This window comes from Lactobacillus sp. M0403 (assembly GCF_016101265.1).
GTDB classification, from domain to species: Bacteria; Bacillota; Bacilli; order Lactobacillales; family Lactobacillaceae; genus Lactobacillus; species Lactobacillus apis.
On sequence record NZ_JACFQV010000004.1, the window covers coordinates 177,754 to 195,367 of the forward strand.

Annotated in this window: 21 protein-coding genes and 1 riboswitch; of the genes, 3 read left to right on the forward strand and 18 right to left on the reverse strand. The window is 34.5% G+C overall.

Translation table 11 applies throughout. The annotated features are described in order from the left end of the window. Nucleotides 1–78: 78 nt before the first annotated feature. The gene (gene celB / locus H3T48_RS06510; protein ID WP_198188937.1) at nucleotides 79–1,440 is read right to left on the reverse strand and encodes a PTS cellobiose transporter subunit IIC; all 1,362 of its coding nucleotides are present in this window, start codon (nucleotides 1,438–1,440) and stop codon (nucleotides 79–81) included. 86 nt (nucleotides 1,441–1,526) lie between these two features. After that, nucleotides 1,527–2,027: a PTS cellobiose transporter subunit IIA gene (locus H3T48_RS06515; RefSeq protein WP_232349897.1), complete on the reverse strand. Its 501-nt coding sequence runs from the start codon at nucleotides 2,025–2,027 to the stop codon at nucleotides 1,527–1,529. Between the two features lie 152 nt (nucleotides 2,028–2,179). Between H3T48_RS06515 and H3T48_RS06520 the strand changes: the two genes are divergently transcribed. After that, nucleotides 2,180–3,625, forward strand: coding sequence for a 6-phospho-beta-glucosidase (locus H3T48_RS06520; RefSeq protein ID WP_074425688.1), 1,446 nt, complete (start codon nucleotides 2,180–2,182; stop codon nucleotides 3,623–3,625). 179 nt (nucleotides 3,626–3,804) lie between these two features. Here the strand turns inward: H3T48_RS06520 and H3T48_RS06525 are convergent, their stop codons facing one another. The 10 genes from H3T48_RS06525 to H3T48_RS06570 all read right to left on the reverse strand — a co-directional run bounded on the left by H3T48_RS06525 (nucleotide 3,805) and on the right by H3T48_RS06570 (nucleotide 10,000). Continuing rightward, nucleotides 3,805–4,164, reverse strand: coding sequence for a PTS lactose/cellobiose transporter subunit IIA (locus tag H3T48_RS06525; protein ID WP_046306262.1), 360 nt, complete (start codon nucleotides 4,162–4,164; stop codon nucleotides 3,805–3,807). Between the two features lie 14 nt (nucleotides 4,165–4,178). Then, nucleotides 4,179–4,514 carry a PTS sugar transporter subunit IIB gene (locus tag H3T48_RS06530; protein ID WP_046306261.1) on the reverse strand — a complete coding sequence of 112 codons (336 nt, stop codon included), beginning with the start codon at nucleotides 4,512–4,514 and terminating at the stop codon, nucleotides 4,179–4,181. Between the two features lie 127 nt (nucleotides 4,515–4,641). Continuing rightward, nucleotides 4,642–4,878, reverse strand: coding sequence for a hypothetical protein (locus H3T48_RS06535; protein ID WP_046306260.1), 237 nt, complete (start codon nucleotides 4,876–4,878; stop codon nucleotides 4,642–4,644). Between the two features lie 227 nt (nucleotides 4,879–5,105). Continuing rightward, nucleotides 5,106–6,110, reverse strand: a complete 1,005-nt coding sequence (locus tag H3T48_RS06540; RefSeq protein ID WP_198188938.1) for an SIS domain-containing protein — start codon at nucleotides 6,108–6,110, stop codon at nucleotides 5,106–5,108. Between the two features lie 21 nt (nucleotides 6,111–6,131). Next, on the reverse strand, nucleotides 6,132–6,968 hold the full coding sequence (locus H3T48_RS06545) for a PTS system mannose/fructose/sorbose family transporter subunit IID (protein ID WP_122034449.1): 837 nt from the start codon (nucleotides 6,966–6,968) through the stop codon (nucleotides 6,132–6,134). Further along, nucleotides 6,958–7,743 carry a PTS sugar transporter subunit IIC gene (locus tag H3T48_RS06550; RefSeq protein WP_198188939.1) on the reverse strand — a complete coding sequence of 262 codons (786 nt, stop codon included), beginning with the start codon at nucleotides 7,741–7,743 and terminating at the stop codon, nucleotides 6,958–6,960. Before H3T48_RS06550 ends, H3T48_RS06545 begins: the two co-directional genes overlap by 11 nt. A gap of 13 nt (nucleotides 7,744–7,756) precedes the next feature. Beyond that, entirely contained in the window at nucleotides 7,757–8,230 is a 474-nt protein-coding gene (locus H3T48_RS06555; RefSeq protein WP_046306256.1) for a PTS sugar transporter subunit IIB, read from the reverse strand. Between the two features lie 21 nt (nucleotides 8,231–8,251). After that, complete coding sequence (locus tag H3T48_RS06560) at nucleotides 8,252–8,677, reverse strand: PTS sugar transporter subunit IIA (protein WP_187157611.1); 426 nt, start codon at nucleotides 8,675–8,677, stop codon at nucleotides 8,252–8,254. A gap of 121 nt (nucleotides 8,678–8,798) precedes the next feature. Further along, entirely contained in the window at nucleotides 8,799–9,527 is a 729-nt protein-coding gene (locus H3T48_RS06565; RefSeq protein WP_046306254.1) for a GntR family transcriptional regulator, read from the reverse strand. 2 nt (nucleotides 9,528–9,529) lie between these two features. Then, complete coding sequence (locus H3T48_RS06570; protein ID WP_187157610.1) at nucleotides 9,530–10,000, reverse strand: hypothetical protein; 471 nt, start codon at nucleotides 9,998–10,000, stop codon at nucleotides 9,530–9,532. Between the two features lie 279 nt (nucleotides 10,001–10,279). On the opposite strand from H3T48_RS06570, the gene udk reads away from it, so the two are divergent. Beyond that, nucleotides 10,280–10,921, forward strand: a complete 642-nt coding sequence (gene udk, locus H3T48_RS06575; RefSeq protein WP_187157609.1) for a uridine kinase — start codon at nucleotides 10,280–10,282, stop codon at nucleotides 10,919–10,921. A 48-nt stretch (nucleotides 10,922–10,969) separates the two neighbouring features. Here udk and H3T48_RS06580 read toward each other — a convergent pair whose 3' ends face one another. The 4 genes from H3T48_RS06580 to H3T48_RS06595 all read right to left on the reverse strand — a co-directional run bounded on the left by H3T48_RS06580 (nucleotide 10,970) and on the right by H3T48_RS06595 (nucleotide 14,235). Next, entirely contained in the window at nucleotides 10,970–11,476 is a 507-nt protein-coding gene (locus tag H3T48_RS06580) for a cupin domain-containing protein (RefSeq protein WP_370567533.1), read from the reverse strand. 24 nt (nucleotides 11,477–11,500) lie between these two features. Continuing rightward, nucleotides 11,501–12,247 (reverse strand): tyrosine-protein phosphatase, encoded by a 747-nt coding sequence (locus H3T48_RS06585; RefSeq protein ID WP_187157607.1) that lies wholly within the window; start codon nucleotides 12,245–12,247, stop codon nucleotides 11,501–11,503. Between the two features lie 127 nt (nucleotides 12,248–12,374). Further along, a complete protein-coding gene (locus H3T48_RS06590) occupies nucleotides 12,375–12,953 on the reverse strand; it encodes an ECF transporter S component (protein ID WP_187157606.1) in 579 nt (192 codons plus the stop codon). A gap of 45 nt (nucleotides 12,954–12,998) precedes the next feature. Next, nucleotides 12,999–13,090: riboswitch (TPP riboswitch) on the reverse strand. Between the two features lie 62 nt (nucleotides 13,091–13,152). Next, on the reverse strand, nucleotides 13,153–14,235 hold the full coding sequence (locus H3T48_RS06595; RefSeq protein ID WP_187157605.1) for a M42 family metallopeptidase: 1,083 nt from the start codon (nucleotides 14,233–14,235) through the stop codon (nucleotides 13,153–13,155). A 243-nt stretch (nucleotides 14,236–14,478) separates the two neighbouring features. Between H3T48_RS06595 and hpt the strand changes: the two genes are divergently transcribed. Then, nucleotides 14,479–15,045 carry a hypoxanthine phosphoribosyltransferase gene (gene hpt, locus H3T48_RS06600; protein WP_122034432.1) on the forward strand — a complete coding sequence of 189 codons (567 nt, stop codon included), beginning with the start codon at nucleotides 14,479–14,481 and terminating at the stop codon, nucleotides 15,043–15,045. Between the two features lie 54 nt (nucleotides 15,046–15,099). On the opposite strand, the gene H3T48_RS06605 is transcribed toward hpt, so the two are convergent. Both H3T48_RS06605 and H3T48_RS06610 read right to left on the reverse strand, forming a co-directional pair. Beyond that, nucleotides 15,100–16,449, reverse strand: coding sequence for a hemolysin family protein (locus H3T48_RS06605; protein WP_122034430.1), 1,350 nt, complete (start codon nucleotides 16,447–16,449; stop codon nucleotides 15,100–15,102). Nucleotides 16,450–16,526: 77 nt separating this feature from the next. Continuing rightward, nucleotides 16,527–17,183, reverse strand: coding sequence for a nitroreductase (locus H3T48_RS06610; protein ID WP_187157604.1), 657 nt, complete (start codon nucleotides 17,181–17,183; stop codon nucleotides 16,527–16,529). Nucleotides 17,184–17,614: the final 431 nt, after the last annotated feature.

Genomic DNA, 17,614 nt, shown 5'->3' on the forward strand with positions numbered 1-17,614 from the left:
GGACTTTTTGATATATCTTTACACACAAAAAACACTCTATTTCATTAAATAGAGTGTTTTTATTAGTTAATATTAATTTTATTCAGCGGTAGCAGTAGCTCCTTCTTTTTCTTGTTTTAGTAAGACATTATCATAGTGTTTAATGAATGGGTACCAAACAAGGAAAGCAACTATCGCACAGACAATTGAAAGGACTCCACCTTGCCAACTAGTTGTTGCAATAAAGCCCCCCAGACCGACAGGCGTTGGCCATGGTTGCTGAACTCTAATTACTGGAACTAAGTGCGACGTAATAGCAAGGTAGGCCACAATTCCTGAAGCAAGCGGAGCACAGATAAATGGAATCATCAAATCGATATTGTAAACAATTGGCAACCCAAATATTAGTGGCTCATTGATGTTGAAGATAGCAGGTACAATTTCAACTTTACCAAGTTCTTTCAATTGAGAAGATCTAGCTCTAAGAACTAACCAAATTGCAACACCAAGCATTGCTCCGGAACCACCAATAGTGATAAATGAGTTAGTTGGGTCTCCTGCAAAGAAGTGTTGCCCACCTCTTTGAGCATTGTCAGCCATATTAGCTAAAACGATTGGAGTCGTAAACGAGCCAATAATAGTTGCACCATGGATTCCAAACCACCATAAGAAGTGGATTAAGAAGACAATAATCAAGAAGCCCCACCATGTGTCTGCAATATTACTAATGAATGAAAATGGAATAAATAGCAAGTTAAACATGTCGGTGCCAGCAATGACTAAAGCGCCATTAAGTATAGCGACTACAACAGCTACACAAAATGCTGGAATCAAAGCACTAAATGAGTTTGCGACTCCTGCTGGAACTGAATCCGGCATCTTAATTTGCCAGTTATGTTTAACTGTATAACGGTAAATTTGAACCGTTAGCCAAGCTATTACCAAACCAACAAAGATACCAACAGCACCTATTCTGTATATACCTGCTGTTGAAGCTTGATAACCACCAACCACCATCTTAGTCTTGGTGATAGATTGCAAAAATTGCATTCTTCCATCTTTCCAGACTAATTGAGCAACGGTGATGAAAAAGCCCATTAAGAACATCATTAATCCGTTCATTGGAACTAAATTGATTTGCTCTTCATCACGATAAATTTTTGTATATGAAAATGCAAACGTTCCTGAGAAAACTAATGCAATAATCCCCATTGTCGCATTATAAACAGACTGAAATAAGTCAGTAAAACGCCCAATTGTATTAGCATAAAAGCTAATAAAACCATTAACACGAATAACTTGTGGTAATACTGTCAAGATTAAGAAAAATGCACCAACAATTGAAAACGAGATAACGCTGTATCCTGCATCCATGATTGCTCGAACAAATCTTGTAGCAGCAAATTTACCGGCAACTTCAGCAAACCGATCCTTCAACGGCTTTTTTGTTGTTTCTGCCATAATAATATAAACTCCCCTCTATTTCTTAGTTTGTATCCTAACTAAGTTAATATTATTGTAAGCCTTTTCATGAATAAAATAAATATCTATTTTTCCTTTTTATATGTTTCAATTAATTTTTTATATTTATCTTTCCCTATTATAATATTGTGAATTCTCCTTTCACAAAAATAAGCAAGAATAATCCCTGCAAACAGAAAGGCAAGCATCAAATAAAGCGAATCTGAATTGGTAACAAATGGAAAAAGTTGTACCCTTATTGGCACAAATAAACATATTGCTAAAATCAAATTTAAACCAATTTGTGTCCAAAAATAGTAACGTGTCACTGGAACGTCAAGTTTGCGATTATGCATCTTCGTTAGCTGCTCAATTCCAGCTGCAGCCGAAAAAAGCGTTACTAGGCCTGATAACAGAATACCAACCCATGTCCGATACTGAATTAGGATTAAAAACCAAAACAAATTCACGAATAAGAATATAACTACACTATACCGTAGCATTAAATACCGACTAAAATAGAGATATTTAATGCTATCTGCGTGTTTCTTTTGCTCAACCGTTTTTGGTTGCGAATTATCTGCCATTACTTTCTCCTTAGATATGCAATATATTCTGTATTATTATAACGCTAAAAATAAAAAATGATTACATTTATAATAACTTGATTGGATTACCTTATTTGTTTAAAATATATTTGTTAAGCGCTATCAGTAAAAATATTAAAAAGGAGATTTAAATGTACTCAGCAAAAATGCCAGACGGCTTTTTATGGGGCGGCGCTGTTGCTGCTCATCAATTAGAAGGTGCTTGGGACGTTGACGGCAAAGGTATGTCAGTTGCCGATGTTATGACTGTTGGTTCAGCCACTAAGCCTCGTGAAATTACAGATGGAGTAATTCCAGGTAAAAACTATCCTAATCACAGTGCTATTGATTTTTACCACCACTACGAAGAAGATATTAAGCTAATGGCTGAAATGGGCTTCAAAGCTTTCAGAACATCGATTGCTTGGACAAGAATTTTTCCAAATGGTGACGACGAAAAGCCAAATGAAGCAGGATTGAAGTTCTATGATGATTTATTTGCTACTTGCCATCACTATGGCATCGAGCCGGTTATCACCCTTTCTCACTTTGAAATCCCATACAATTTAGTAAAGAAATATCATGGCTTTACTAACCGCAAGTTGATTGATTACTTTGTACGCTTTGCAACAGTTTGCTTTAACCGTTACAAAGACAGCGTTAAGTACTGGATGACTTTTAACGAAATTGATAATCAAGCAGCCTATAATGAAGACTTCTTAATGGCTACTAACTCAGGACTTATCCTTGATGGTATGACTGATCAAGAAAAAGAAGCAGCAATGTACCAAGCAGCTCATTATGAATTAGTTGCTTCAGCCTTAGCTGTCAAAATCGGACATAAGATCAATCCTGATTTCCAAATTGGCTGTATGATTAATTACTCACCAGTTCGTCCACTAACTCCTTCATCAGATGATGTATTATTAGCTGACAAGTTTGAGCAAAGACGTGACTGGTTCTCAGATGTTCATGTTTTCGGTGAATATCCAAAAGAAGTTGAAGCATACATTACTCGTAATGGTTACCGTCCAGACATCACTGATGAAGATCGTGTTGTTTTAAAAGAAGGTACAGTCGATTACGTTGGCTTCAGCTATTACCAGACAACTACTGTATCGGCCGAAAAGGTTAAACCTGATAAATTAAACGATTTATCAAAAGCAATCGCTAAGAATCCAACTTTGGAACGTAGTGACTGGGGCTGGGAAATTGACCCAGAGGGACTTAGAATTGCATTAAACCACTTAACTGATCGTTACCACATCCCACTATTCATTGTTGAAAATGGCTTGGGTGCATATGATAAAGTTGAAGAAGATGGCTCAATTCATGATGATTACCGTGTTGATTATATGAGAAAGCATATTTCCGAAATGGAAAAAGCCGTTGAAATTGACGGTGTTGACCTGATGGGTTATCTTCCATGGGGACCAATTGACCTAGTTTCTGCAGGAACTGGACAAATGGACAAGCGTTACGGCTTTATCTATGTTGACAAAAATGATGCTGGTGAAGGAACATTGAAGCGTTCACGCAAAGATTCCTTTAACTGGTATAAAAAAGTTATTAGTTCAAATGGTGAAGATTTAGACTAGTAAATTTAAAAATCAATCAAAAAGCGAAGTTCTTACTAACTTCGCTTTTTTGTATCTTACAAAATAGGGAAAATATTTTTTAGAACTCGATTACTGTTTAATTAAAATAAAAACCAGATAACCTTATTTAAAGGTTATCTGGTTTTTAGAAGATATAAAAGTTTTACTCTTTAGTTATCTTATTTTTTCAAAGTACCGTTTTCATACAATTTTTCGTACAAGTCAACCATTTCACCGGCTAAATCTCTGAAAGTAATTGCATTCATTAAATGGTCTTGTGAGTGAACTACTAACAAGGTGACTTTAGTATGGCCTCCCTGAGCTTCCTTGGTAAGCATACCAGTTTGAGAATTGTGAGCTTCATTTAATGACTCATCTGATTCCTTTAATTTTGCTCTAGCACCTTCAATGTCACCAGTTTTAGCCAAACGAATTGCTTCAAAAGCTAAACTCTTTGCATTACCACCATTGGCAATTAAACCCATTGCTGATTCTAAAGTAGCTTGTTCTTCTTGTTCAGGTGTCATATTTTCTGCCATCGTATTCCTCCGTTTTAACCGTTAATTAAATCTTCTGCTTGTTGTAAAACTTTTACGCCATCCATCATACCATAAGCGCGCATATCAATTACGGCAAAAGGAATATCTTTTCCATCTTTACCTTGACCCTGTACTTTGTTCTTGAAGTCACTTTCCATGTAACGAATTTGTGGCCCAAGTAAAATACAATCTGGATGATCCTGCTCAATATGTTGAGTAGCTTCTGAAGCTGGGCAAGCAAAAATATTTGCATCAATTCCTTGATCTTTAGCAGCTTGTTGCATCTTGGTTACTAGCAATGATGTACTCATTCCTGCACTACAATTCAGCATAATAGTTTGTTCTGCCATAATAATTTTTTCCTCCTAAAATGTATCCGTAATTTAATTACATTATAACACTTTTAGGTTAGCGCTTACTATCAAAAAGATAATATTTAATCCTATTTTCGTCTTTAATAAAAAATTGGTTTACTACTTAAAAAGTAGTTACAACAACGAAAATTCCCACAACTAATAAAATCAGCCCGAAGAATAACGAAAAGGCCATCGAAGCTGGGGCGAAGCCATTGCTAGTCCCATTTTTAATTACACCCTTGCTATATCTTAAGCTGAAAAGCAATTCAACTACACCTAAGATAATTAAAACAATTCCAACTAAGCGACCAGTAACATTGCCCTTTAATAAGGTTGCCAAACTAGAAGTTAAAAGCATGATTCTGTCCTCCTCAATTAAGTAAGTATCTTTATCTTTAGTAAAAGATTAGTAATTGAAAGTTATTAGACTTGCACTGTCTTTTTCTAAGGAGTGGTACTACATCTATTTATACTTTTATGATAGCACTTCCAGCAAATAATGGCTCATTTTTAGCAAAAAAAAGCCATATCTCGGTCAAGTACCGAAATATGGCTTTTGAATCATTTTTTTAATAAGATTATGGTTTAATACTCAAGCAAACGGTAGTAGCGTCTTGTTTTAGCAGATTTGCCTGTTTTAATTGAATACATGTTGAAAAGCGTGTCAAAGTAATGGTTTAAAGCATAAGCTTCAATGAACACCTGTAAGTCACTATCAAATTTATCTAGTTTAAAAACCTTCATATCAATGATCAAAGGATTTTTAGCAAATTGTTTAACAAAGTTTACTACACGCATGTCTTCTTGGCGATTCGAATTACTGTTAACAACAACACTAACACTTTGATTATTATCAATAATTTCAAAAGGTCCATGGAAAAACTCACCAGAGTTAATTGCTTGTGCTTTAATGTGCTGAATTTCTTCCATTAAGTAATTTGCAAAGCAGCAAACTTCTCCCCAAACATTTCCTGAACCAACCCACATTTGCATCTGATCAATATCAGTATTATTGACGTGATCTAAGGCAGCAGGAACAAGTGCTTCTATCCCTTCAGCTACATTTTGTGCCATTTCTTTAAGCTGCTGTTTTTGGCTTTCATTTGTTTTATTATCTGTCTCTTGTGCAAAGTGAATTAAAAACCAACCTAATTCAATTAAATTTGCATCCGTATCAAACGATTTAATACGCTCATCAATAAGACCTTCTTTTTCTAAGGTACTGTTTTCGTCTCCGATAAAACTAATAATCGTTGACTTAGGAAAATCTTTTCTGATTTTTTCAATTGCTTCAACCAACTCTGTCGTTTCACCGGTTTTTGTACCAGCTAAAATTAAACTATCATTGGTTATATCATCATGATATAGGTCACATAATTCTTCAGGTGTAGTGACAACAAAAGGAATAGACAATTTTTTAAACATTAACGGACGTAAGTTAACAAACTTGGTATATGAACCTCCACATCCAGTAAAGAAAATATTTTTGATATCCTTTTTTCTTAATTTTGCTAGAACTTCATCAACGTGATCAAGTTCCTTCACGGCAGAATTATAATTAGTTAAAAACTCATTTTTATCGAAATACATTTATTTTTTCCTTTCAATCCATTAAGGCTTTAAGAAACCACAGAATGTGCCCAAAATACTAATAGCTAAGATTGCTAGCAAAATCCACATCATCTTGACATGCTTTTTCTTTAGTAACCAAGCAATGAAAAAGGTAATTGCTAAAGGCATTAAATCGGGCATAATTGAGTTAAGCAATGACTGAATTGTTTCGGGATTTTTACCACCACTAAGTTGAACAGGGATATTAATAACAACCATTGAAGCCACCATAGCGCCAATAACAGTATTTCCCAAAATATTAATGGCATACGTAATTGAATTCATCAAGCCAGATGCCATCTTGTCTACAAATGTTGTTCCTAACTTGTAACCCCACATTGTGCCATAATATCTAACTAATAAATTTGGAATGTTATAAATTAGAATGAACAAGATTGGTCCCAAAATGCTTCCTTTTTGAGCAAGAGAAACACCGATACCACTCGCAATAATTCTTAGACTACCCCAGAAAATTGAATCACCAATCCCTGAAAGAGGGCCCATTAATCCAGTTTTCATTGTGTTAATTGAACTAGGATCAAATTCTGGATCATTGGCATTTTTTTCTTCCATTGAGGCCAATACACCAGCAATAAATGGTGATGTGGCTGAAGTACAGTTAAAAAATTCAAGATGCCGCTTAATTGCCTGTTTTCTATCTTCTTTTTTGTCGTAAAGCTTATTAATAATTCCCGTCATAGTATAGGCAAAACCCATACTCATCATTCGTTCATAATTAAATGATGCTTCCATTGGCATGCTACGCCAAAAAATTCCTTTTAAGTCTTTTTTGGTGAGTTTCTTTTCCTGAGTATTCTCTTTAATATTAGAAGTCATCTTCTTGCACCTCCGTAGCGCTATTTGAGTTTCCACCATTACTGTTATGAATTTCTTCAGTAATCAGATACATGATGCCCGCAAAGATAGCTCCAATAATTGATGCTGCAATCATGTCTAGCTTCAAATATGCCGCACAAACAAATCCAATAAAGAAAAATGGTGCAACTTTTTTCGAGAAAGTCATGTTAATTAACATTGCAAAACCAACGGCTGGCAAAATTTGCGTAGCAACAGTTATACCGTCAATCAAAAACTTCGGAATCAATTTAACGAATGCACCAACTAAGTTGCTACCAAGAGCAAACGAAATAGTCGTTACTAGTGCCATCATAATGACTCTCGTGAATGATGCCCAAATATGCATATTTCCTGCTTTAGTCACTTCACCTTGGTCCGCATAATCATCTGCTTTATGTGCCATTGCAGGGAAGATAACAACATAAAGCAAATTTTTAATTAATAACCCTAGGGTTGCAATTGGTAAAACCAATGTAAGAGCCACACTGACTCCATAACCATTTTTTAATGCTAAAGCTGTTGCCAAAATTCCTCCGATTATTTCATCAGGAGGGACGGTAGCTCCAACACCCATTAAACCTAGAAAGGCTAATTCAAGTGTTGCTCCAATAATTAATCCTTGTTGGACGTTTCCAAAAATCAAGCCAATAAATAAACAAGTAACAATTGGTCGTCCAATAAAAGATGAACCAAGAAAATCTTGCATATTAGCAATTAAGGAAACAAGAAAGATACCAATAATTTGTAAAACCATTTTTTTCTTCCTCCTAATTAATCAGTGAAGAAAATTCTGTATCAGGATCGCCTGGCGCCTGTTTTACAAGAACCTTTACTCCATCATTTTCAAGTTCAGTAAGTTGTTCAATGTCCTTCTTTGTTACATAAACTGACTTTGCAATGTTAGTTGAACCCTCTTTTTCACTCGATAATCCTAAGTCAATTAATTTTATTTCAGGAACAAGTTTAGCCAAACGGTACGCGTCATTGATGGTTTCAACCACGATAAAAACACGATATTTATCAGTTACGCCACTTGCGATTGCTTTAGCAGAATCCTCTATTGTTTTAAATATCAACTTAGCATTCTCTGGTTTAGCCAATTGAAATGTCTTTTTACGAAAACTATCTCCTGCAACCTCATCATTTGCAATTAAAACTGCATTAGCCGATAGGTTATTGGTCCATGCGAAAGCAACCTGTCCGTGTAATAACCGATAATCAATCCTCGTCATCGCAATCATAATTTATAATCCCCTTTCAAATTAAAAATCTTCTTCTTCATTTTGATCTTTTAATTCAACTAGCTGTAATCCTTCTCTACCTGTTTCAACTAAAGAAGCTAACTTAGCTTTAATTTCTTCCAAATCGTCATCTGGATAAGCAATTGAATAATTAAGCAGTTCTAATACAAAAGGCAAATTCATACCAGAAACAAGAAACCAATTTGGTTTTTCAGCAACAAATTTGGTAAGCTCATTATTAACAGAACCACCCACAACATCAGTAACAAAAACAATTTTTTGATTTGAAATCTCATCAGTTGTTTCTTTCAATTGGTCGCAAAAGTTAACACTATCATCTAAATATGCAGTTATGTAGTGCAGGTTTTTTGACTTTCCCATAATAAGTGAAGCAGTATCATACATTCCACGAGCTAAAGTGGAATGGCTTGCTAATACTATTTCCATGCGACTTTCCTCCCTTCTTTTCTTCATAACTTTAATTTAGTACTTAATATTATTTTAGGCAATAGAAAAAGGAACCGCTTTCTAAAGTAGTTCCTTTTTTGCAACCAATTTTAAGACCAATTTATCTTTTTACTTTTATTTTATAGCTAATAAAATCGGGGTTATACCATGACTTTGTGTATTCAACCATCTCTTTTTTATCTGAAAAACCGCGATACTCCAAGAATAATAAATAGGCGTATTTAGATTTATCTAACTTAATTGTATCCTCTACAAACTGATTGTCACTAATTGGCCGAGCTTCAATTCTAGTCTCAAATTTTGTCGGTTTATGATTCTTAAAGTCCATATAATCGTATAAAGACATATTACTAAAATCATATCGGTGTGCATCTTCAAACAAACTAAAAGGAATATACGATTTCTGAACGGCCACAACAGTATTGTCTACTATGCGTGTTCTAATTAGTTCATAAAAGTCGCTATATTTATCATCAAAAATAATAGCTAAATCTTTATTATCATAGATTAATTTAAACGACTCTACTCTATTGACCACTTCTTGGCGATTAATTTTAACAAGCTGTGTAAATGAATTCGGGGAATCATCTCCTATTTCAAATGAGTTATTTACATTCTCATTCACTAGATACGTTCCATCTCCCCTTCTTTTTTCTAAAATATTATCTTCAACTAATGAATTAATTGCATTTTTTATAGTTGAACGTGTGTAGCCTAATTTCTGGGCAAAAACTCGTTCATTCCAAATTTTAGAGTTTGGTTTAAACTCGCCGCTGGCAATTATGTCCAATATTTTTTTCTTGGCTTCTTGATATAAAAATGAACTCATAGCTACCCCTTTTGCAAACAAAAAACATCAGGTAACATCGCATCTTCCTCATACCTAATTATGTCATTATTCGCATTAACAAAAAGAGCCTTTCGTAAGATAACTTGAAACTTTTCTTGCGTTTGATTGCTTAAAAACAATTTTTCTTCGTCATTACTGGGCCAAGTAAGCATAATATCATTATAAATTTCTGTACTTTTTTGTATTTTGTCTGTTTCCTCTTCAATATCATCAATACGTGGATTGCTAATGAACTTTTGTGGGATTATTGAAGTAATTACAGAAACTATTTTTCCATTTTCAATAATTGTAAAAAGTCTTTTCCTCAATGATCCAGTTTCTCCTTTAAAAATGGAATTATAAAATCCAGAAGCCTCGATTGTAGTGTCCGAATATATTTTTACCCTAATATCTTTATCAACTACTTGAAATTCAAATGGTGTTAAATACTTCTTTAAATCAATTATTTTCATTTAGAGGCCCTCCACATTACTTCTCCTGCTGCGCAATAAAAATACTGAATCTTTTATTAGGTTGAAGTTTACCATTATTCATATTTTCTACCAAATACTATTTTATTCTTCCTGAACACAAAAAACGATTAGTTTAATTTATCAAGTCTTTTATTTTTTAGACTTATTAAGTTGTAATAAATTTTAAAAACTCACGTAGAACCTTTCTTTTTCCCCTAAGTATTGGTAATTCAAGGAAAAGTAAAGTAAAATGTTTATTGATAAAAAAGGAGTAGCTCTATGTCTAAACTTGAAAAACCTGTTGTGATTGGAATTACTGGTGGTTCTGGTAGTGGAAAAACAACAATTGCCCATAAAATTGTTGATCAAATGCAAGAAAATGAACATGTCTTGATTATGACGCAAGATTCCTACTACAAAGACAACACAGGCATCCCAATGGATATCAGACAGAACATTAATTATGATCATCCCGATGCCTTTGATGTTCCCCTTCTAGAAGAGCAAATTGGTTGTTTGTTAAAGCATCAACCAATTGAGATGCCTGTTTATGATTTTAAGGAACATACAAGAAGCAAGAAAACAATCCATACGGAACCTGTTGATATTATCATTTTGGAAGGTATTCTTGTATTAGCTAGCAAGGAAATCCGTGACTTAATGGATATTAAAGTATATGTTGATACTGACGACGACATTCGTTTTATTAGGCGTTTAGAGCGCGATATTAAGGAACGTGGTCGTTCAATTGATTCGGTAATTGAACAATACCTTGATACTGTTAAGCCAATGTACCACCAATTTATTGAGCCAACCAAACGCTATGCGGATATTATCATCCCTGAGGGTGGCGAAAATAACGTTGCAATTGACATGCTGACTACCAAGGTCCATTCTGTCTTAAGTCAAAACGCTAAATAATTATCTCAACATAAAAAGACCAAGTTCATTAGAACTTGGTCTTTTTTTTTAGTCAATTGCTAGACGTTCGATTACTTCGGTATATTTTGGATACTGCGTTAACAATTCTTTTCTCTTAAGCATCTCAAAGTCATGATAATCAAAACCTGGTGAAACAACACAGCTAACTAAGCAAAAACTGTCAGGTTTAGTTACTTCAGAAGCAAAAATCGTTTCTTTAGGTACTTTAAATTGCATCACTTCACCCTTGGTAACATCCTTACCTAGTCTAACAGCTTGATACTCTCCTTCGGGTGAAATACAGTGGATGGTGATTGGTTCCCCATCATGGTAATACCACAGTTCATCGTGATTTAAACGGTGAAAATGAGAGCAACTGGTATCATCTAGTAAGAAATAAATTGAAGTGTAGTAATAGCGATCACCTTTACTATCTTCAGCGTAAAACTGCTCGTCACTAGTATAAATTTGGCGAAACCAGCCACCCTCTTGGTGGGGTTCAAGGTTTAAATTCTTGATATAATCTTCGCGATTCATTTTTTCTCTTTTCTTCAAATACTATTTATCACAGGCAAAAAACTAAACTAAGTAAATGTTTTGCATCTGCTCCTTAAAATCAGCTGGCAAGTCAAGACCTTCCACAAAGTAGCGGTCAAAGTCGCCATAGTTCTTTTGGACAGTTTCAAAGTAACGTTCCAAATACTGACGTTCAACCGTTAAGGCAATCGCAACATCTTTGATATTCTTAGGATCCATTTTGTCTTTTAAATAGTCCAAAATTTCTTGATTTGCTTCTTTACGAGCCTCAATTGTTTTCAAGTAATCTTCAAAAATTTGGTCTTCGCTAACATCCAAACTCTTCAAGATTAATGCTGCTGCAACACCAGTCCTGTCTTTCCCAGCAAAACAATGAAATGCAACTGGTACAGGATCATTAATTAGGTCCATCAGAAATTGATGGTAACCTTCACGTGCAGAATTTGATAAGGCTAGCTCTTCGTATGTCTTGAGCATATCAGATTCCACATGACTGTTAGCCGAAACAATTTCATCTACACTTGCCTGATTTGTACCTGAATCTTTTAAAACATCTAAAATCACATAATCAAGACCTGGCCAAACATAGTCTGGGTATTCTTTTCGTTCATCATCACCACGTAAATCAACAAGTCTCTTAAGTTGATAATGATTTTGAACCAAATCTTTTTGCTCGTCGGTTAAATCAAATAACTGACCGCAACGAAAAAGCATCTCCTCTTTAACCTTTTTACCTTCGGCACCAACATAGCCACCTAATGAACGCCAATTTGTGATATTCTCTGCCATAATTCTCCTTATAGTATCTTTGCACTCTACTTACTCATATAAGCATTAATTATAATTTTTCTTCACAATTTAGTCCATGGCTTTTGTAGCATTAAAAAACGCTAATTATTATTAGCGTTTACCTTATTTAGTCAATCTTAGGCTTTAGTGCTCTATCAAATAAGTTGGTAATTAGTTTAATCAATACCCCATCAAAAAGCAGCGCCGATAGCAGCATTGTCACAAACATAATAATTTGCAGTTTAACGCTGAATTTACTCCAGCCATATAAAAAGTATGTTGGTATAAAACTACCTAGCCCTGCAAAAAAGGCACCCGTTAAAACACTTTGCCAAGAAAACTTTTGATATCTTTCTTTTTTAGGGAAAAAGCCAATTTCATTAGTAGCGCCTTGAATTAGTCCAGAAAGGACCGTTGTAGCGCCCCATTGACCACCAATCACCATTTCCACAATTGCAGCCAAAGTTTCACCAACAACGCCAGAGCCTGCTGTAGGTACAAAGTACATTGCAAGGGGTCCTGCAAGTAACCAGAGGCCAGAAAAGACTGCATCAGTCACTGGTGCGTAGCCTGTTGGCAATAACATCATTTTTACCAGGTTAAACGCCCAGTTAAACCCATAGGTGTAAATTACCCCTAAAATAATTCCAATTAACGCAAGTAAAATAATCGATTTGACATTCCACTTTGAAGATCTTGTAAACATAAAAATACTCCTAACAAACTTCACCAGTCATTAGGAGTACATGAAAAATCTATTTCAACACTTCCCTAGCGCAGGTATTATCCCGTTCAGGTTCAGAGGGTATTTCTCAGCTAAATGTGGCACCCCTAGTGACTTTATTTTTTCTATTATAACATAGCCAAGTATGCTTGACTTAAAAGATTAGTAATCAACCTTGAATTTAAAATTGACTAAAACTAGCTAATTTCTCTTTGGTTAAATCACGGATAATAGCAACAGTTAAATCAACTGATGCCTTGAAGTCCTGATATGCACTAAAGCAATATGGTGAGTGCTCATAACGTACAGGAATTCCAATAACAATTGTTGGTGCACCATTTTCGTAGTAAATTGCTGCACCATCTTGTCCACCACCAGTACGAACTGAACGAGTGTAAGGAATATTGTTTTTATCAGCTATATCACAGGCATATTGTTGGAATTTAGGATTAGGTAAAAACGATGTATCCATGTCACGAAGCATTGGCCCACGTTTTAATCCAGTTTGAGATAACCATTCTGGAGTAAAGGTATCATCAGCGGGACATGATTCAAGAACGATTGCCAAGTCAGGCTTAACAGCCTTAGCAGTAACATATGCCCCTCTTAAACCAACCTCTTCTTGACTAGATAAGGCAGCAACTACGTTAAAGTCAACTTGCTCACCATTTAAATTGTCAAGTACATCAGCCATTGCAGCAGCACCAAAACGATCGTCAAAATCTTTACCAAAGAAAAGACCAGTTTTTTCATTGTACTCGCATTTTACATCGACAAAGATTGGGCAGCCTGTATCAATTTGATAATCATTAATCGTTTCTTCACGTGAACTTGAGCCAACATCAATCGACATGTCTGCAACATCGGGAACATTATTACGTTCTTCTTCAGTCATAAAGTGAGGCGGCTTAGTTGCAACAACGCCAGGAACATATTCACCAGCACGATTTAAAATTTTAACCCGCAAAGCTGGAATATTATATTTTACCCAACCACCAAGTGGGACAAACTTAATCATTCCGTTTGGTCGAACAGCCTGAGTGATAAAGCCAACCGAATCTGAGTGTGCATCAAGCTGAATAACTGGACGATCTGGTTGATTCTCCTTTTTTGAAGCATATACGTTCAACATTCCATCCACTTTAACATCGGCAATGTCTTTAACAGTTTCAGTAAATAATTTTACAAACTCTTCTTCAAAGCCAGAAGTTGAATTGGCATCTGAAAAAGCCTTTAGCATTTTGATTTCTTGCTCTTTTTTCATACTTTTAATACCTTTCGCTTGATCTAATTACTTCTTCCATTGTAGCAAAAACTGTTAGCCCATAACCATTAAATTAAAAAGCATTTATAATAATCTTACTATTTTTCATTTAATTTAACTTTTTGTACGTAAAATAGGCAATAAACTGTGAAAAAGTCTAATTTACGGTACTTTTTTATATGAAAAATGATATAATCGGTTTTATCAAGTAATTTTGAGTTTATTTAAGTGAAGGGTAGATAAATGCCGAAAAACGACAATATTGATAATATTATTGATCACAAACTATTTTCTGAAGATGATATTCATCAAATGTGTGTAAGACTAGGTCAACAACTAACTGAAGATTATGCTGGAAAGAATCCATTAATTGTTGGAGCACTTAAAGGTGCAATTTTCTTTTTAACTGATCTGGTTCGTGAAATGGATGTAAAAGAGCAAATCGATTTTATGGATGTTTCAAGTTATGGTGATGGGCTTGAGTCTTCAGGCAAAGTTGAGATTGTTTCTGACTTAGCAACTGATGTAAAAGATCGCGATGTCTTAATTGTTGAAGATATTGTTGATACAGGATTAACTTTAAAATTTATGAAGGACTTACTCAAAAAGCGTGGTGCTAAAAGCGTAAAATGCTGTGTTCTACTAAATAAAGAAGCTAACCGTAAAAATGATATTGAAATTGAATATTATGGTTCCAAGGTTGGTAATGAGTTTGTAGTCGGCTATGGTCTCGATTTTATGAGCTTTTACCGTAACCTGAGTTACATTGGTGTTTTAAAGCCTGAGGTTATCAAATTAGCTCAAAAATAATTATTTTTAGCACTTAAAAAGGACTTATCTTTTAAGAGATAAGTCCTTTTCTTTTTATTCTTGTTTTTCTTCTGACTTTTGCTTTTTATCTAACTGCTTAACCACAAACCAGCGCATAAAACCTTGCTCAATACTCTCAAGTTTAAATTCAAAGTTTTCTAATTCAACAGTTTCATTCTTCTTCAAATCAGGATAATGCTCCATCATATATCCACCTATAGTGATGATGTCGCTGTTCTGAAAACTCTTTAAATCCTTGTGGAAATATCGCGCAAAATCGTATAACGTAGTCTTGCCGGAAACATGAATATTATCATGCTTATCCTTGATAATGTAGTCATCTGAAACATCATCAATTTCATCTTTAACCGTTCCAAATAACTCTTCATAAATATCTTTATCAGTTACAATTCCGCTAGTTCCACCGTATTCATCCACAATCAGCACAATTGGTGTGTGCTTCTTGATCATCAGATGCAAAATGTCTTGAATCGGCATTGATTCAGGAACAGTAATCATCGTCCTAATAATCCGCGTAACTGGAACATTTTCATCAATTTGACTTTGCTGGACCACGTCGAAGGCATAGATATAGCCAACCACTTCGTCTTTATCATTATCACGAACAACTGGAATTCGGCTAGAGCCTTCATCAAGATACATTTTTAGCGCTTGCTTAATTGTGTCTTTCGAGTTAATAACAACTAGCCTTGTTCGGTCAGTCATAATGTCTTTGGCGACTTTATCATTTAACTCAAAAGCGCGTTGCATGTAAGTCAAATCGTTCTTATCAAGCGCACCGCCATGAACGGCTTTACGAGAAAGCTTGATAATTTCTGATTGCGAATAAACTTGATTTTCTTCATCAGCCTGATCAAAGCCAAGCAGTTTTAACAGTCCATTAGAGCTGGTATTAAGCAGCCAGACGAATGGATAAACCAGTGTATGGAAAAGCTGAAGTGGTGTACAAATTGCTAGTAAGATTTTTACTGGCATATCAATTGCGATATTCTTGGGAACAATCTCTGTTACCACCACTTCTAAATACGTCAAGAAAATCACTCCTAAAAGTGCACTGATAGAACGCACAAGAGAATGATTTAATTGGGTTAAATTAAATAATCTAAAAAATAAAGCCGCAAACGTGTCAGCTGAAAACCAACCTAAAACAACACCGACAAGTGTAGTTCCCACCTGCGTTGTTGATAGATATTCATTTAAGTTGTGAGTCATATGCAAAGCACGCTTAACTTTACGCTTGCTTCCCACATTATTACTCAACATGTCTTCAAGCTGACTTGATCTTGTTTGGACTAAAGCAAATTCTGCAGCAACAAAAAAAGCTGCAAAGACAAAAATTACTAAAGTTGCTATTAAATTAGTAACTATTTGGGTTGTACTCAAAATTTATATCACCTTTTAAAAAATCCTTTGATATATATCTTAGCATTAATAGCACTTTATTTTTATAAAAAGAAGATTTATTTTACGAGTTTATAAATCTTTTCAAATGGTAAACGATCTGGAATAAACTTTGGATCATTGACCTCGGCTGTTTTATCTTTATATCCTAAACCGATAGCCATTCCTACAATTTCATTGTTAGGAATTTCTGCATATTTCCGAACTAATTCGGGAAATGAAACCATTGAATGAGCCGGCATAACAGCCAAGCCTTCATCAACTGCTAAAAGCATAATGCTTTGAGAAAAAATGCCCAAGTCAAACACTGACCACGCTGGTGAAGCTTTTGGAATTGTTAGAAAAACAACATCTTGAGCATTGAACATTGTATCATTTGAATTTTTAAATAAATCCATCTTATTGTGAAAAAAATAAGGCTGAGAAGCACCAACCACAGCCAAATTTTGACTAGGATATGGATCCCAATTAAGTGCTAATATTTTAGCAAAATCTTCATGAGGCTCTACACCTTCATCTATTTGCTTTTTAACCTCTTCTTTTAAGCAACTAAGTGGTTCACCTGTTAGAACATATGCCTTCCACGGCTGTGAATTAAGTAATGAAGGGGATTGCTGTGCTTTCTTAATAATTTTAGCAAGTAATTTTTCATTGACTTTTCTGTTAGTAAATTTACGAGTTACTCGTTCCTGGTCATATACATCATTAAATTCCATTACAATTCAATTCCTTACATACTTTACTCTATACTTAGCATACGAACAAAGTTCATTTAGTCAGACAATTATACCTTTAAATAACAAAATTAATCATAAAAATAAAAAAAACACAACAAATGCAGCGCTTTTTGCATAATTTCACTATATTCAGTTATTATTGCGTCATAAATAACTCTTATCCATACTAATAATATAATAAATATCCATACATAATGCAATGCTTAACAAGAAAGATATCATAAAAAAATTAAGGTTTGTTTTTATTAAATAACAGTTAACTATTATTATTTAAATCTATAATAAATGTTCATGTATACTTATGCGTTTGATTATAAAAGACCAAGTTTTTAGCAGCAACCATTTATATACTAAAAATAAGTTCTTTTACAAAAAAAGCAGTTTAATTGATTACCCAATTAAACTGTTTT

Excerpts from the sequence above, each read along its gene's own strand:
- H3T48_RS06555 (WP_046306256.1), bottom strand. The coding sequence starts at position 8,230 with ATGATTGCGATGACGAGGATTGATTATCGGTTATTACACGGACAGGTT.
- H3T48_RS06530 (WP_046306261.1), bottom strand. The coding sequence starts at position 4,514 with ATGGCAGAACAAACTATTATGCTGAATTGTAGTGCAGGAATGAGTACA.
- udk (WP_187157609.1), top strand. The coding sequence starts at position 10,280 with ATGTCTAAACTTGAAAAACCTGTTGTGATTGGAATTACTGGTGGTTCT.
- H3T48_RS06520 (WP_074425688.1), top strand. The coding sequence starts at position 2,180 with ATGTACTCAGCAAAAATGCCAGACGGCTTTTTATGGGGCGGCGCTGTT.
- H3T48_RS06515 (WP_232349897.1), bottom strand. The coding sequence starts at position 2,027 with ATGGCAGATAATTCGCAACCAAAAACGGTTGAGCAAAAGAAACACGCA.
- H3T48_RS06590 (WP_187157606.1), bottom strand. The coding sequence starts at position 12,953 with ATGTTTACAAGATCTTCAAAGTGGAATGTCAAATCGATTATTTTACTT.
- hpt (WP_122034432.1), top strand. The coding sequence starts at position 14,479 with ATGCCGAAAAACGACAATATTGATAATATTATTGATCACAAACTATTT.
- H3T48_RS06525 (WP_046306262.1), bottom strand. The coding sequence starts at position 4,164 with ATGGCAGAAAATATGACACCTGAACAAGAAGAACAAGCTACTTTAGAA.
- H3T48_RS06595 (WP_187157605.1), bottom strand. The coding sequence starts at position 14,235 with ATGAAAAAAGAGCAAGAAATCAAAATGCTAAAGGCTTTTTCAGATGCC.
- H3T48_RS06545 (WP_122034449.1), bottom strand. The coding sequence starts at position 6,968 with ATGACTTCTAATATTAAAGAGAATACTCAGGAAAAGAAACTCACCAAA.
- H3T48_RS06540 (WP_198188938.1), bottom strand. The coding sequence starts at position 6,110 with ATGTATTTCGATAAAAATGAGTTTTTAACTAATTATAATTCTGCCGTG.
- H3T48_RS06585 (WP_187157607.1), bottom strand. The coding sequence starts at position 12,247 with ATGGCAGAGAATATCACAAATTGGCGTTCATTAGGTGGCTATGTTGGT.
- H3T48_RS06565 (WP_046306254.1), bottom strand. The coding sequence starts at position 9,527 with ATGAGTTCATTTTTATATCAAGAAGCCAAGAAAAAAATATTGGACATA.
- H3T48_RS06570 (WP_187157610.1), bottom strand. The coding sequence starts at position 10,000 with ATGAAAATAATTGATTTAAAGAAGTATTTAACACCATTTGAATTTCAA.
- H3T48_RS06550 (WP_198188939.1), bottom strand. The coding sequence starts at position 7,743 with ATGGTTTTACAAATTATTGGTATCTTTCTTGTTTCCTTAATTGCTAAT.
- celB (WP_198188937.1), bottom strand. The coding sequence starts at position 1,440 with ATGGCAGAAACAACAAAAAAGCCGTTGAAGGATCGGTTTGCTGAAGTT.
- H3T48_RS06610 (WP_187157604.1), bottom strand. The coding sequence starts at position 17,183 with ATGGAATTTAATGATGTATATGACCAGGAACGAGTAACTCGTAAATTT.
- H3T48_RS06535 (WP_046306260.1), bottom strand. The coding sequence starts at position 4,878 with ATGCTTTTAACTTCTAGTTTGGCAACCTTATTAAAGGGCAATGTTACT.
- H3T48_RS06560 (WP_187157611.1), bottom strand. The coding sequence starts at position 8,677 with ATGGAAATAGTATTAGCAAGCCATTCCACTTTAGCTCGTGGAATGTAT.